Source organism: Arthrobacter sulfonylureivorans (assembly GCF_022637435.1).
In the GTDB taxonomy this organism is placed as follows: Bacteria; Actinomycetota; Actinomycetes; order Actinomycetales; family Micrococcaceae; genus Crystallibacter; species Crystallibacter sulfonylureivorans.
Genome location: NZ_CP093326.1, coordinates 3,285,334 through 3,297,734, shown reverse-complemented (window position 1 = coordinate 3,297,734; position 12,401 = coordinate 3,285,334). Strand labels below are relative to the sequence as shown.

The 12,401-nt window shown below is 66.1% G+C and carries 16 protein-coding genes and 3 pseudogenes; 10 read left to right on the top strand and 9 right to left on the bottom strand.

All coding sequences use genetic code 11. The annotated features are described in order from the left end of the window. The first annotated feature begins 102 nt into the window (after positions 1–102). The 3 genes from MNQ99_RS15255 to MNQ99_RS15245 all read left to right on the top strand — a co-directional run bounded on the left by MNQ99_RS15255 (position 103) and on the right by MNQ99_RS15245 (position 2,022). Positions 103–897 carry a hypothetical protein gene (locus MNQ99_RS15255; protein WP_127513538.1) on the top strand — a complete coding sequence of 265 codons (795 nt, stop codon included), beginning with the start codon at positions 103–105 and terminating at the stop codon, positions 895–897. A gap of 124 nt (positions 898–1,021) precedes the next feature. Continuing rightward, the gene (locus tag MNQ99_RS15250; protein ID WP_241913536.1) at positions 1,022–1,459 is read left to right on the top strand and encodes a lipopolysaccharide assembly protein LapA domain-containing protein; all 438 of its coding nucleotides are present in this window, start codon (positions 1,022–1,024) and stop codon (positions 1,457–1,459) included. Between the two features lie 14 nt (positions 1,460–1,473). Further along, positions 1,474–2,022, top strand: coding sequence for a DUF488 domain-containing protein (locus MNQ99_RS15245; RefSeq protein ID WP_241913535.1), 549 nt, complete (start codon positions 1,474–1,476; stop codon positions 2,020–2,022). A 1-nt stretch (position 2,023) separates the two neighbouring features. Here MNQ99_RS15245 and MNQ99_RS15240 read toward each other — a convergent pair whose 3' ends face one another. The 8 genes and pseudogenes from MNQ99_RS15240 to MNQ99_RS15210 form a co-directional block, all read right to left on the bottom strand. Further along, positions 2,024–2,323, bottom strand: a complete 300-nt coding sequence (locus MNQ99_RS15240; protein ID WP_127513535.1) for a hypothetical protein — start codon at positions 2,321–2,323, stop codon at positions 2,024–2,026. A 41-nt stretch (positions 2,324–2,364) separates the two neighbouring features. Further along, positions 2,365–2,479: pseudogene (locus MNQ99_RS15235) on the bottom strand (heat-shock protein HtpX); the annotation flags it as partial. A gap of 8 nt (positions 2,480–2,487) precedes the next feature. Continuing rightward, on the bottom strand, positions 2,488–2,682 hold the full coding sequence (locus MNQ99_RS19040) for a GDCCVxC domain-containing (seleno)protein (protein WP_277883636.1): 195 nt from the start codon (positions 2,680–2,682) through the stop codon (positions 2,488–2,490). 124 nt (positions 2,683–2,806) lie between these two features. After that, positions 2,807–4,555, bottom strand: a complete 1,749-nt coding sequence (locus MNQ99_RS15230) for a pyruvate dehydrogenase (protein WP_241913534.1) — start codon at positions 4,553–4,555, stop codon at positions 2,807–2,809. Between the two features lie 111 nt (positions 4,556–4,666). Then, complete coding sequence (locus MNQ99_RS15225; protein ID WP_241913533.1) at positions 4,667–5,533, bottom strand: phosphatase PAP2 family protein; 867 nt, start codon at positions 5,531–5,533, stop codon at positions 4,667–4,669. A 45-nt stretch (positions 5,534–5,578) separates the two neighbouring features. Next, on the bottom strand, positions 5,579–5,788 hold the full coding sequence (locus tag MNQ99_RS15220) for a CDGSH iron-sulfur domain-containing protein (RefSeq protein WP_127513532.1): 210 nt from the start codon (positions 5,786–5,788) through the stop codon (positions 5,579–5,581). Beyond that, positions 5,785–6,294 carry a hypothetical protein gene (locus MNQ99_RS15215; RefSeq protein WP_241915438.1) on the bottom strand — a complete coding sequence of 170 codons (510 nt, stop codon included), beginning with the start codon at positions 6,292–6,294 and terminating at the stop codon, positions 5,785–5,787. Before MNQ99_RS15215 ends, MNQ99_RS15220 begins: the two co-directional genes overlap by 4 nt. A gap of 133 nt (positions 6,295–6,427) precedes the next feature. Further along, a pseudogene (locus MNQ99_RS15210) lies at positions 6,428–6,538 on the bottom strand (glycosyltransferase); the annotation flags it as partial. A gap of 366 nt (positions 6,539–6,904) precedes the next feature. Here MNQ99_RS15210 and MNQ99_RS15205 point away from each other — a divergent pair. The 7 genes from MNQ99_RS15205 to MNQ99_RS15175 all read left to right on the top strand — a co-directional run bounded on the left by MNQ99_RS15205 (position 6,905) and on the right by MNQ99_RS15175 (position 11,907). Beyond that, positions 6,905–7,717, top strand: coding sequence for an acyl-CoA dehydrogenase family protein (locus MNQ99_RS15205; RefSeq protein ID WP_241913532.1), 813 nt, complete (start codon positions 6,905–6,907; stop codon positions 7,715–7,717). A 111-nt stretch (positions 7,718–7,828) separates the two neighbouring features. After that, a complete protein-coding gene (locus MNQ99_RS15200; RefSeq protein ID WP_127513523.1) occupies positions 7,829–8,308 on the top strand; it encodes a fluoride efflux transporter FluC in 480 nt (159 codons plus the stop codon). Beyond that, on the top strand, positions 8,305–8,670 hold the full coding sequence (crcB, locus tag MNQ99_RS15195; RefSeq protein WP_241913531.1) for a fluoride efflux transporter CrcB: 366 nt from the start codon (positions 8,305–8,307) through the stop codon (positions 8,668–8,670). Before MNQ99_RS15200 ends, crcB begins: the two co-directional genes overlap by 4 nt. 205 nt (positions 8,671–8,875) lie before the next feature. Further along, the gene (locus MNQ99_RS15190; RefSeq protein ID WP_127513521.1) at positions 8,876–9,511 is read left to right on the top strand and encodes an AmiS/UreI family transporter; all 636 of its coding nucleotides are present in this window, start codon (positions 8,876–8,878) and stop codon (positions 9,509–9,511) included. Between the two features lie 32 nt (positions 9,512–9,543). Continuing rightward, complete coding sequence (locus MNQ99_RS15185; RefSeq protein WP_241913530.1) at positions 9,544–9,828, top strand: FmdB family zinc ribbon protein; 285 nt, start codon at positions 9,544–9,546, stop codon at positions 9,826–9,828. A 40-nt stretch (positions 9,829–9,868) separates the two neighbouring features. Then, complete coding sequence (gene fmdA / locus MNQ99_RS15180; RefSeq protein WP_127513520.1) at positions 9,869–11,125, top strand: formamidase; 1,257 nt, start codon at positions 9,869–9,871, stop codon at positions 11,123–11,125. A gap of 191 nt (positions 11,126–11,316) precedes the next feature. After that, a complete protein-coding gene (locus MNQ99_RS15175) occupies positions 11,317–11,907 on the top strand; it encodes a GNAT family N-acetyltransferase (RefSeq protein ID WP_241913529.1) in 591 nt (196 codons plus the stop codon). A gap of 195 nt (positions 11,908–12,102) precedes the next feature. Here the strand turns inward: MNQ99_RS15175 and MNQ99_RS19090 are convergent. Continuing rightward, a pseudogene (locus MNQ99_RS19090) lies at positions 12,103–12,186 on the bottom strand (DUF1003 domain-containing protein); the annotation flags it as partial. Positions 12,187–12,401 lie beyond the last annotated feature (215 nt).

The following is a 12,401-nucleotide window of genomic DNA, read 5'->3' as shown; positions in this document are numbered from 1 at the left end:
GGGTTCGGGGGTCGGAACCGGATCCCGTTGCCCGCGGAGCCTGCCCTTGAAACGGAACGCACGCTCACCTGGCTGGGGTATGCGGGCCGCTAAATTAGCTGCATGAGTGATTCCTTGCCGAGGTCTGCCGTCGACAATCCGCTGTTCGACCTGCTGGCTGCCGGCGATCGGGCCGGGACGCTCGCTTACGCGGCAGGGATGGACGACGACGAAAAACGGCGGCAGAAGTCCCTGGTCCGGAAGCTCCGGTTGGTGGTGTCGGCGGAGCCGACCAGTGCACGCTCAACGGGCGGGTGGTGGCTGGGCCGGTTGACGGCAGACCACTGGGCCGCGGCGGACATCGCGCACATGGCCTGCATCGGCGCGGAACGTTCGGCCGACCTCTCCTACACCGACGTCAGGGTGGCCCGCGATGCGCCGCCGGCGCTGTTTCCTGACCGGCTGGACTTGTTCGTTGAATCCTGGTCGGCCCGGTACGAACGGAACCCGAAAGGCTGGGACCGCAACCGCGGTATTGAAGCGATGTTCGACTGGGTCCGTGACGGGCTGATCCCCGCACCGGCCCGGCGCGGGGCAATGCTGCTCCTGCTCAGAGAGACCCAGATGGACCGCGTCGCCTACCTGAAGTTCCTGCGGGAACGACCCGGGCTGATCGACGTGACGCTCAAGGAGTTGTTCCGCGTGCCCGGGGTCACAGGCGCCAGCGCCATGCAGTTCGACGAGACCAACCCCTGGGAGAACCGCAGGCTGTCCGTCCTGCTGCCGCAGCTGGTCAAGCTGGGCTACTGGGACGATGAATGGGTTCGGCAGCGGATCGAACGAGTGCTGGCCAGCGATGAATGGCCGGAGTACCAGAAGCGCTTTTTCAAGCTTCTGCGCAGCAACCTCGCCGAGTGAATGGAGAAAACCAGCCGGTGAAGGAGCGGCACACTGGGGTTATACCGCCCGGGCGCGGTGTTGTCCGATGAACTGTTCGTCTACGCTGTGGGAAACGGCGGCAGCGGCGAAAGGCGGGACAGCAATGACTTCCAATCCGCAGGGCACAGGGCCGGACGGCGTCGAGGCTGAAGGCGGGGGCGCCGGCCGATCGGGCACGGGACTGCCCGGCGGATCCGGCCGTGGCGCATCCGACGCAGTAGAGCCCGGGTCCGGTGGACCGGACAGCGACCGGCCGAAGCGCACACCGGCGAAGCGGATAGGCACACGCCTGGGGGTGATCTGGACGGCGGTTGTCATCGCGCTGATCCTGCTGGTGCTGCTGATCATCTTCATAGCTCAGAACCAGGATCAGGTCCTGCTGCGCTACTTCGGTTTCGAGGGGCAGGTCGCCTTAGGGCTCGCACTGTTCATCGCCTCGGTGGCCGGCGGCATTGTCGTTGCCGCTGCCGGCGCCGCCCGCATCATCCAGTTGCGCTACCGGGACCGCAAGATCCGCAAGAACGGTGCGAAGCCGCGTTAGCTCCGGTGGCGCAGATGAGCCAGAGCGGTGCCCGCCGGCTGTTGACCTTCGGCCACGGCACCAGCACGCCTGACGAACTAGCTGCACTGCTCAACGGAGCCGGCGTGCAGAAAGTCGTTGACGTCCGCCGCTTCCCGGGCAGCCGCAAGCACCCGGACATGGGCAGCGATGCGCTCGCCGGATGGCTTCGCGACGCCGGTCTCGGCTACCGCTGGGAAGAGGCGTTGGGCGGACGACGTCGGATTCCGGCAGGGGAGCCGGAGCCCGACGTTTGGTGGCGGGTTGCAGCATTCCGCGCCTACGCCGCCTACACCCGCACGCCGGAATTCGCCGGTGGCCTGGGGCGCCTGCTGGCCGATGCCGAGGCCGCCGAGGTGGCGATCATGTGCAGCGAGAGCGTGTGGTGGCGGTGCCATCGCCGGCTCATCTCTGATGTGCTGGTAGCCCTGCACCAGGTTGACGTGGTGCATCTGCTGCCGGGCGGCAAGGAATCAATCCATGAGCCGTCGGCCGGCGCCAGAAGCGACGACGGCCAGCTTTTCTGGGACCGCGCGGAGGATTAGGTCAGCGCTTGCGGCCGAAGACCAGCGACGCCACCGCCGTCGCCGCCGTCACTGTATAGACGGACGGCCAGGCGCCGATCTTCTTGGCCAGCGGGTGGGACAGTCCGAAAGCGGCCAAATATCCGGCGGTGAGGGCGGCCGCCCGGCCCGCACCGGCGTTGCGCTTCCACAGCGCGAAGGCGCCGGCACCTGCCGCGAACAGCACGGCTCCGCCCAGCGGCCGGTTCTTGGTGGCGCGTGCGGTTTGGAAGCCGCCGATCAGGCCGGCGCTGGTCAACAGGGTAGGGGCAACGGAGTCCATGGACCTCTCCTCAAATTCGGGACTTCCAGCCTAGCGCCCACTTTGCCGGCGGGGTCCGCCAGCCCCAGTCCTCGTAGCGCCTGCCGGGGAAAACGTGCACTCGTCGCCGCGGCCCATGGTCACTACAACATCGGAGTCCTTGGCCGCCTCGGTGGAACGGCGGCCTAGCAATGGGCTGACTGGGAAGCTTCGGCCTGCTTCGGCGGGCACCGGGTAGTGCCGTACGAGCAAAACACGCAGCAATCTCCCTCGAGCGGCCGTATCCGCGAGTTACAGCGCGGGCAGAACCAGAAAAACTGGCACGCATCAGTGGGCATCTGCGCGGTAGCCGCATGCCCGCAGGCCGGACACGTCAGCACTGATTCCAGTTCAATCTCCACGGCTCCAGTATCCGGCCCGGGGACGGCCGCCGCCAGATCGGTGCTGGGGCCGGTCAACCGCCCGATCAAGGCCGGACCCGGTCCACCGCCGGTCAACCGCCGGTCACCCGCGGGGGATGTTGCGCAGGTTGCTGCGGGCCATGCTCACGGCCTCGCCGGCGCCACGGTTCAGCACCACCTTGGACATGGCCGTCGCGAATCCGAAGACCTGTTCGCCGGTGATCTTAGGCGGCAGCGAGAGCGCTTTCGGGTCGGTGATCAGCTCCACCAAGGACGGCCCGGCGTGGGCGAAGGCCGTGCGGTAAGCGGTCTCGATCTCGGCTGGATCGGTAACGCGCACCGCGTGGAAACCCAGGGCCTGGGCCACGGCCGCATAATTGGCGTCCGGCACGTCCACGCCGAAGTCCGGCAGCCCGTCCACGAGCATTTCCAGCTTGACCATGCCCAGCGTTGAATTGTTGAACACCACCACGTTCACCGGCAGCCGGTAGGAAGCGGCGGTGATCAGTTCGCCCAGCAGCATGGACAGCCCGCCGTCGCCCGAGACCGAGATGACCTGCCGGCCGGGATAGGCGAACTGCGCACCGATGGCGTGCGGCAGGGCGTTGGCCATGGACCCGTGCAGGAAGGAACCGATCAGCCGGCGCGTCCCCAAAGGTCGGATGTAGCGGGCGGTCCAGACGTTGCACATGCCGGTATCGGCAGTGAACACGGCGTCCGGTGCCGCCACCTGGTCCAGCACCGAAGCGGCGTATTCGGGATGGATCGGCACCAGCTCCTCCGCCTTGCGCGTGTAGGCGCCCACCGCCTTATTCATCAGCTTGTCGTGCTTCTTCAGCAGTTTCTCCAGGAACCGGCGGCTGCGCTTGTGTTTGACCAGCGGCAGCAGTGCGGTCAGCGTGGGCAACACGTCGCCGTGGACCGCGATGTCCACGTTCGTCCGGCGGCCCAGATGCTCGGCGGCCCGGTCCACTTGGGCGGTCTTCGTGTCCGGCAGGAACTGCTCGTAGGGGAAGTCCGTGCCGAGAAGGATCAGCAGGTCGGCGTCCTCGATGCCCTCGGCGGCGGCGCCGTAGCCCAGCAAGCCTGTCATCCCGATGTCGAAAGGGTTGTCGTACTGGATAAAGTCCTTGCCGCGCAACGAGTGGCCGATCGGGGCGCCGATCAGCTCGGCCAGTGCGATGACTTCGTCGTGTGCGCCGGCCACGCCCGCGCCGGCAAAAATGGCCACCTTGCCGGCGTCGTTAATGGCGCTGGCCAGCATCCTGACACTCTCCGGATCCGGGCTCAGCGATCCTGGCCGGCACAAGGCCGGCTTCGGGGTGGGCGCCACCGCGTCGAGGCTGGCGATGTCTCCGGGGAGCGTGACGACGGCGACGCCCCGCAGGCCGAGGGCGTACTGGATGGCGCTGTGCATCACCCGCGGAGCTTGTTCTGCCGTGCTGACCATTTCCGAGTACACCGAGCACTCGTTGAACAGCCGGTCGGGGTGCGTTTCCTGAAAGTAAGTGCTGCCGATCTGCTTGCTGGGAATGTGCGAGGCGATGGCCAGCACCGGGGCGCCCGACCGGTTGGCATCGTACAAGCCGTTGATCAGGTGCAGGTTGCCTGGTCCGCAGGAGCCGGCGCAGACCGCCAGCTTTCCGGTCAGTTGGGCCTCGGCAGCGGCGGCAAATGCGGCGGCTTCCTCGTGGCGGACATGCACCCAGTCGATCCCGCCCGCGGCCGAACCGCCGGTCTGCCGCACGGCGTCGACGATTGGATTCAGACTGTCTCCGACAATGCCATAAATCCGGCGCACCCCGGCGGCCTTTAGCTGTTCGATGAGCTGTACTGCGAGTTCCTTGGCCATGGCGGATGCACTCCTGATCCGTTGCGGTGCGGGCTGGCTGATGTGGCCAATATAGCCGCCGCCGGTGCGGCGCGGCAGGCTTAGGCCGTCTCGCCAGACGTCCTCGGGCCACTAGTGCTCCGCGGGCGGAGACCCCCGATGGGTGTGGACCGGTCCTTCCCGGCGGTACCAGACCGTCAGGTACAGGCGGTGGGCGGTGATGACCAGAGCCAGCCACGCTACTCCGAGGGTCCAGGCGACCAGAACGTCAGTGAACCAGTGATGGCCAAGGTAGACCCGGCTCAACCCCATGGTCAGCGCAAACAAAACTGCGGCGCCGCCCGTGAGGAACCGGGATCTTCTTCTGGTCTGGCGGAGCATGAGCAGGTACGCCACGACGCCGGCGATGACCACCGCGTTCAGGGAGTGACCGCTGGGAAAGGACGCAGAAGATTCGAACGGCGGCACGGCATCGGCGAGCGCCGGACGGGCCCGGCCAATAAACTGCTTGGCTACCACCGTCATCAACAAGGACCCTCCGGCAGCAGTGATCATCACGATGGCCGGTGTCCAAGACCGCCGCCGGAACGTCAGGATGACCAAAACCAGGACGGCGAGGATGGGCATGCCGATGGGGCCGCCGATGTTCGTGAACGCGGTCACCGCCGTGTTGAGCCAGGGCGACCTGAGGCTTTCGGCCGCGTCGAGGGCTGGACGGTCCAATTCGGCAACCCCGTCGCCCTCCGTCACAGCCTCGTAGATCTCCGTCGACGCGACCGTGAGCAGCACGGCGACCATCGCGCCGACCGCCAACGTGAGGATCAACGCCGCGTGCGGGCCCAGCATGCTGCTGATCCGGTCCATCCACCGCGCCAGCAACTTTCCTTGCGGCGTGGTCCACCTGGTCAGGTCCCGCCCGCCCACAAAGCGCTCGTCGGCCGGCCCGCGGACGGGCGGCGACGGCTCTTTGGCGGGTCCTCGGTTGAATTCCTCAGGCACAAGTAGCTCTCAGCGCCACGGAAGCACGGTGCCGCCGGCGCACTACTACTGCGCCGCTTTGCGCCGGGCCGCCAACAGCTTGTGCGTGCCGTCGCAGTAGGGCTTGATGCCCGACCCGCCGCAGCGGCACAGCGCTACGGTCTCCCGCGACCGGGCCACCGCCGCGCCGTCGCCGTCCACCAGGTCAAAGTCGCCGCGCACCAGCAACGGCCCGTCGGGGCAAACCACGATCTCCGTCGGTTCCTTGCTCGTCATTTTGGTTCTCCTAGGTTGAGATGGCTCAACTGCCGCCGCAGCGCCGCTGGGCTGCTGGCCGCGGTTCGCAGGCGCCGGCCGGAGTACGGCACGCCTCCCGCGCACCGCCAAGCCAGCGCAATCCACGACGTCACCGCGCGTTCCAGCAGCCAGAGCGGCGCCCACAGCGCAGTCCAGGTATCGAAAACCTGTGTACCGCCGGCACGCCGCCGTCCTGCTTCCGCCAGTAGGACGGCGGTGGCTGCCAGCGCGGCGCAGGCCGCGGGGCGGCGGACCAAGACCAATATCAGTGGCAGCAGCAGCAGTTCGACGGCCAACCGGGCCGGCTGGGTCTGCGAATCGTAGGCCTGCCGGACCCGCTGGTCGGCGAAGTGCCCCAGCGTCGGCGGCAACCGTCGGACATACACCCCGTCGGCCCTGATCTGGCGGCCGCCGGCGGCTTGGACGGTCCGGATGAGCTCCAGGTTCTCGAACAAGACGTCGCCGCGGTACCCCTGTGTCTGCACCAGCACCGAGCGGCGGACCGCCAGCGTGCCGGGGTAGATCGGAGGCGAAGGCCCGGTTCAGCAGCGATCGGGCCGTGTCCCAGCGGGCGTGCCAGGGCAGCGGCTCGTAGTAGTTCTGCGGCCGGACCAGATCGGCCCGCTCCAACAATTCCGCGACCGAGGCCAGCGACTCCGGGGTGTAGCGGACGTCGTCGTCGGCGATGACCACCCACTCATGCCGGGCGTGCCGCAGTCCGGTGAGCACCCCCTGCACTTTCCCGTTGGGGGTGGCCGGCCCGTCCGGGCGAAGGTGCTGTGCACGCTGCCGCCAGAGCCGGTGATGCTGGGCGAAAACCGAATCCGGCGAGCCGTCCACCACCGTGAGGTCCGCCCACACCGGCAGCGACTCCACATAGGCGGTCAGTTCGGCGTCGCCTCCGCCGTCCTGCCATCTCAGCGGCAGGACATACTCGATCCTCACACCGATGCACCGACGGCGACCGCCACCTCCCGGCCCGGATCAAGCGGCTGCCGCAGCGCGGAGCGGCCCGCGGCCCAGGCATCTAGTTGCCAGCCGCCCGCCAGGCCGTCCAGATAGAGCGCGCGTGGCCATTTCGGGTTTACCGAATTTGTGCTGGCACATCCGGAGGCCGGCTACCGTGACCACTGGCTGGCCGAGCTCTCCGCAGGTGCCTTGGTGGGCAACGCTGAGAGCGAGCGCACCGGAACCTTCGCCGCCCAATCCACCCGGGTGGTGGAACAGGACGACAGGCTGCTGCTCAACGGCACCAAGTACTACACCACCGGATCGACCTTCGCCGACTGGATCGTGGTTCGTCGACGTGGAAGTGGACCCGCGCTTTCTGCACTTCCGCGGGAGCGAGGAAGCAGGCGGTGGCATCCAGCACGCGGTGTATCAGCTGGTGCACCTGGCCAACCTGGCCGGCATCGCGTCGGCGGCACTGGAGGAGATCACCGGCTTGTCCGGTCGCGCACCCGCAATCTGTTCAACCCGGCCGTCGCGCCCACCAAGGACCAGGTATCCCTGCAGATCATCGGAGAGGCCTTCGGCACCGTGGAAACGGTGAAGGCCGCGGTCCTCGCGGCGGCGCGCACCGTGCAGCAGGCGAGCACGGCGCAGCAGCAGGGCACCGCCGTCGTCGGCGATTTTTCCCGTGCTGACGCCCACGTCTTTGGGATCCAGCCCATCGTCATTGACCAGGTACTGCGGCTGATCTCGCGGATCTTCGAAGTCGGCGGCGCCTCCGCAACCTCCAGCTCGCGGCAGCTGGACAGACTGTGGCGCAACGCCAGGACCATCTCCTCGCACAACCCCGCCATCTACCGGCAGCAGGCGGTGGGCGACTACGTTATTAACGGAGTGGGCCCCGGCGAGGCGCTGCTGCAGCTGTTGACCGCCGTTCCGGCCGCGCACGGCGGGTAGCCGCCGCGCGGGTCAGGATTTCACCGTGTCGGTTATCCCTTGAACCCGGCCGGGAAACCCTAGACTGGCTGATGTGCTGTTGCGTAGCCATTTGCCCAGCAGGGTGAGCCCATGAGCCGCGGCGGCCGCGAACGCCCCGGCTCCAGACCGCTGCACCTGCAGCTGCCCGCCATGTTGATGGTCATGGGCGGCGGTGCTCTGGGCACCCTGTGCCGGTACTGGCTGAATACGGCCATCCCCTCGCCGGACGGCTGGCCGTTGCCGACCCTGGTCATCAATCTCTGCGGGGCTTTCGCGCTCGGCCTGTTACTGGAGGCACTTGCACGGCGTGGCCCTGATGTTGGCGCACGGCGGACGTTGCGGCTGCTCGCTGGTACAGGGTTCTTGGGAGCCTTCACCACGTACAGCACCCTTGCCCTGGACGCCAATCTTCTCCTGGCAGCCGACAGGATGGCCGATGCCGTGGCCTTTATGCTGCTGTCCGTGATTGGTGGGCTGGCAACGGCTGCGGCCGGGGTGTGGGTGGCTGCCGCCCGCCGTGCCGCCACCGGTCCCGGGAACGCCGGTGGCGCCGAAACGGACCTGACATGACCATCCTTCTGGTGATGCTTGCCGGCGGGGCAGGCGCGGTGGCCCGGTTTGTGCTCGGCGGGCTGATCAGTTCACGCTTCCGTGGCGAGCTGCCCCTGGGCACCATGCTGGTCAACGTCAGCGGTTCGCTGCTCATGGGATTCCTCGCCGGAGCCGTCATTTTTCACGGCGCCCCGGCTGCCCTGCAGACCGTGCTGGGAACCGGGTTTCTGGGCGGCTACACCACCTTCAGCACGGCGAGCGTGGACACCGTCCGCCTCCTGCAAGCCCGACGGCCGATCCTTGCGCTGATCAATGCGGCGGGCACGCTGATCATCACCGTGGCGGCAGCGGCCGCCGGACTGGCCCTGGCGCTGCTTTAACCCGACGATTTAAACCGTCCGCGCAGGTTAAACGCCACGCCGTTGACACTCCAGAATTTTGCCCACTATGCTGGGCCGCACTATCCAACACGTGCTATCCGGACACCGATTACGGTGCGTGGCGTCTAACCTCCTCAAGCGGGGTTTTAGGCCACACTCTTCAGAGCTACACCTCAAGCATCACCTGTATCGCGATGGAGCGAACATGGGCAGTGTCGGTTTATTGTATGTCGGTGCCGTTTTGTTCATCAACGGTCTCATGCTGGTGGGGCTTATTCCGGGAAAATCAGCTGCCATCCTCAACTTTTTTGTCGGTACCATGCAGGTAGTCTTCCCGACGCTCATTATTCTGCAGGCAAATAACGATCCGGCGGTGATTTTCGGAGCGGCCGGGCTATATCTTTTCGGCTTTACGTACCTTTACGTCGGAATTCTCCAGGTTACTGGGTTTCCCGGCGAGGGGCTGGGCTGGTTCTCCCTGTTCGTCGCCATCTGCGCCGTCATCATTGGAGTTATTCAGTTCACGTCGGTCAACGATCCGGTCTTCGGCTCCATCTGGCTCATCTGGGCGGCGCTGTGGTTCATGTTCTTCCTCGTGCTGGGGTTGCACAAGGAATCGCTTACCCTCGCAACCGGTTGGTTCACCATCCTCGTCAGCTTCCTGACCGGTACCATCCCGGCGTTCCTCCTGCTGCTGAACAGATATGAGACCGGAGGGGGCAGTGCCCTGATCATGGCGCTTGCGGGAGCAATCTGCCTGGCCGTGGCCTTTTTCCTGGCCAGCAGGGGCTTCCCTCATTCGACAACCGCTGACGATACAGCCACGGCCTCCACTGCTTAGGGAGTTTGCAGCAGGAAAGGAAACCGCTTCTGATGCCTATTTACGAATACCGGTGCCCCGAATGTGCGGTTTTCGACCTGATGTGTGGAATGGGTGAAGCACCGGATTCGATGCCCTGCCCGTCCTGCGGTGCAACGTCACGTAGGAAAATGAGCGCTCCGCACCTTTCCCGTGCCGGCTCGGCGGAATTTCGGCTGATGGACGACTCCAAACGCAGTGCACACGAACCGCCGGTCGTCACCGGGCTGCCCGGTCAGGGAAAAAATCGCCCGGTCTACACCGCCAACCCGCTGCACCAAAAGCTGCCCAGGCCATGAGGAAACCTATTTTTGCCGAACATCCTAAGGAGAGAGAACAATGCCCGAGGTTATATTCCCCCTTGATTCGACAAAGAAATTCGAGGACCAGGAGAAAGTTGGCCACAACCGGTGGCACCCGGAGATCCCGCCGGTAGCTACGGTCAAGCCTGGTGATGTTTTCCGCGTCCATTGCCGCGAATGGTTTGACGGCGCGATCGTCAACGATGATTCGGCGGAGGACATTCTCAACGCCCCACTTCCGACCGTGCACAAGCTCAGCGGTCCCTTCGCCATTGAAGGGGCGCAGCCGGGGGACCTGCTGGTGGTAGACATTCTGGACGTGGGGCCCGTCCCGCAGGAAGATTCCGGTCCATTGGCCGGACAGGGCTGGGGCTACACCGGCATCTTTTCTACAAACAACGGCGGCGGGTTCCTGACCGAGCAGTTCCCGGATGCCTACAAGGCGATCTGGGACTTTACCGGCCAGGTAGCCTCGTCGCGGCACATTCCGGAGGTTTCCTTCACCGGGCTGATCCACCCCGGACTGATGGGCACAGCACCGTCCGCGGAGCTGCTGGCCAAATGGAACAAGCGCGAGGGCGACCTCATCGCGACGGACCCGAACCGGGTGCCGCCGCTGGCCTTGCCGCCCCTCCCGCAAGACGCTGTTCTTGGGGGCGTGCCGCAATCCGATTTCGACCGGGTGGCCGGGGAAGCGGCCCGTACCGCGCCTCCTCGTGAAAACGGCGGAAACCAGGACATCAAGAACTTTTCGAAGGGCACCCGGGTCTTCTACCCGGTCTTCGTGAACGGCGCCAACCTGTCGATGGGCGACCTGCACTTCTCCCAGGGGGACGGCGAGATCACCTTCTGCGGTGCCATCGAAATGGGCGGCTTCCTGGACCTGCGGGTCGATCTCATCAAGGGAGGCATGGACACCTACGGGGTCAGCGAGAACGCCATCTTCATGCCGGGTATCGTGGATCCGCGGTTCAGCGAATGGCTCGCGTTCTCCGGAACCTCGGTGACCCTGGACGGTGAGCAGAAGTACCTGGATTCACACCTGTCCTATCAGCGGGCCTGTCTGCACGCCATCGACTACCTCACCAAGTTTGGCTACAGCCGGGAGCAGGCCTATCTGCTGCTCGGTGCCGCGCCGATCGAGGGCCGGCTCTCCGGCGTCGTTGACATCCCGAACTCATGCTCCACCGTCTACCTGCCCACCTCAATTTTCGACTTCGACGTCCGGCCCTCCGCTTCAGGCCCGCACCAGGTCGAATCGAGGATGGCGGCGCCCATGGCCAAGAACAAGTAACACAGGTTCCTTCCGGCCCGGAAGGTACCGATGCCGTGGCTTAGCCTCACTGCGAGTGGCTCCGATCGAAAGGATCGGGGCCACTGGCGGTGATTCCACGAGGGGCCGCTAGCCGCGTTCTTCAGGCTCAGCCGGCCGGCTCGGAGTCGCAACCGCTGGCCAACCCGGCGGCAACTGGCAGAATCGAATTCATGGATGCACGCCTGCCGCTCGCTTGGCCAGAGGTTCCGCCGGCGCATGGCGGTGTGGTGCTGCGCCAGTTCCGCAGCGACGACGCACAGTTGGCCGTGGAACTAGCCGAGGACCCGTACATTCCGCTGATCAGTTCCATCCCGTCACCATGCCCGCAGGACGAGGCGGTGGAATGGATCTTGCGCCAGAACGGGCGGTTCACGTGCGGTGCGGGGTACTCGTTCGCCGTGGCGGACGCGCAGACGGACCGGGCGCTGGGCCAGATTGGCCTGTGGCTGACCTACCTGCCGCAGGGCCGGGCCACGGCCGGCTATCTGATGGCTCCGGTGCACCGCGGACAGGGCCGCGCGGCCGACGCGCTGGCGGCGCTGGCGGACTTCGGCTGGACCATCCCGGAGCTGCACCGGCTGGAGCTCTACATTGAGCCGTGGAACACGGCGTCGTTCCGCACCGCCGAAGCGGCCGGCTTCAGCTGCGAAGGCCTGCTGCGCAGTTACCAGGTCATCGGCGGACAACGCCGGGACATGCTGCTCTACGCGGCGGTCCGGCAGCCGGCCCTGATGGCCAGCCTGGCCGCGGACCGCCGGTAGGGAGTGCCGCCGGTAGACAGTGCCGCCGGTAGGGAATGCGGCCAGTAGGCAGTGCGGCCCCCCGTCCTGTCGCTCGCGACTACCGCGGCTCGCTGCGTCAACCGGTTCCTGGAGCCGGCGGATTATCTCCAACTGTTCCCGGTTGATGGCCAGCAGCTGTTCGATCCCTTCCCGGGCGGCAGTGTCGGTCTCGAAGTCATGTTCGGCCATGGCGGCGGCGATCGCATCCTGCCCCTTGGCGGCAATGAGCAGAATGGCGCCCTGCCGCCCGGCCAGCATGGACAGGAACAGGTTCAGCAGGATAAACGGATACGGGTCCCAGGGATCCCTAGCCAAAAATTAACGATGGCCCAGATGATCATGACGGCAATGAGGCCCGCGACAAACCGCCAACTGCCCATGCCGTTGCGCAAGACATCCGCGGCCCGCTCTCCCCGGGTAAGCGACCGCTTGTGGCTGGCATGCCAGTTCTTCTTTTCTGCAGACATGCCTCA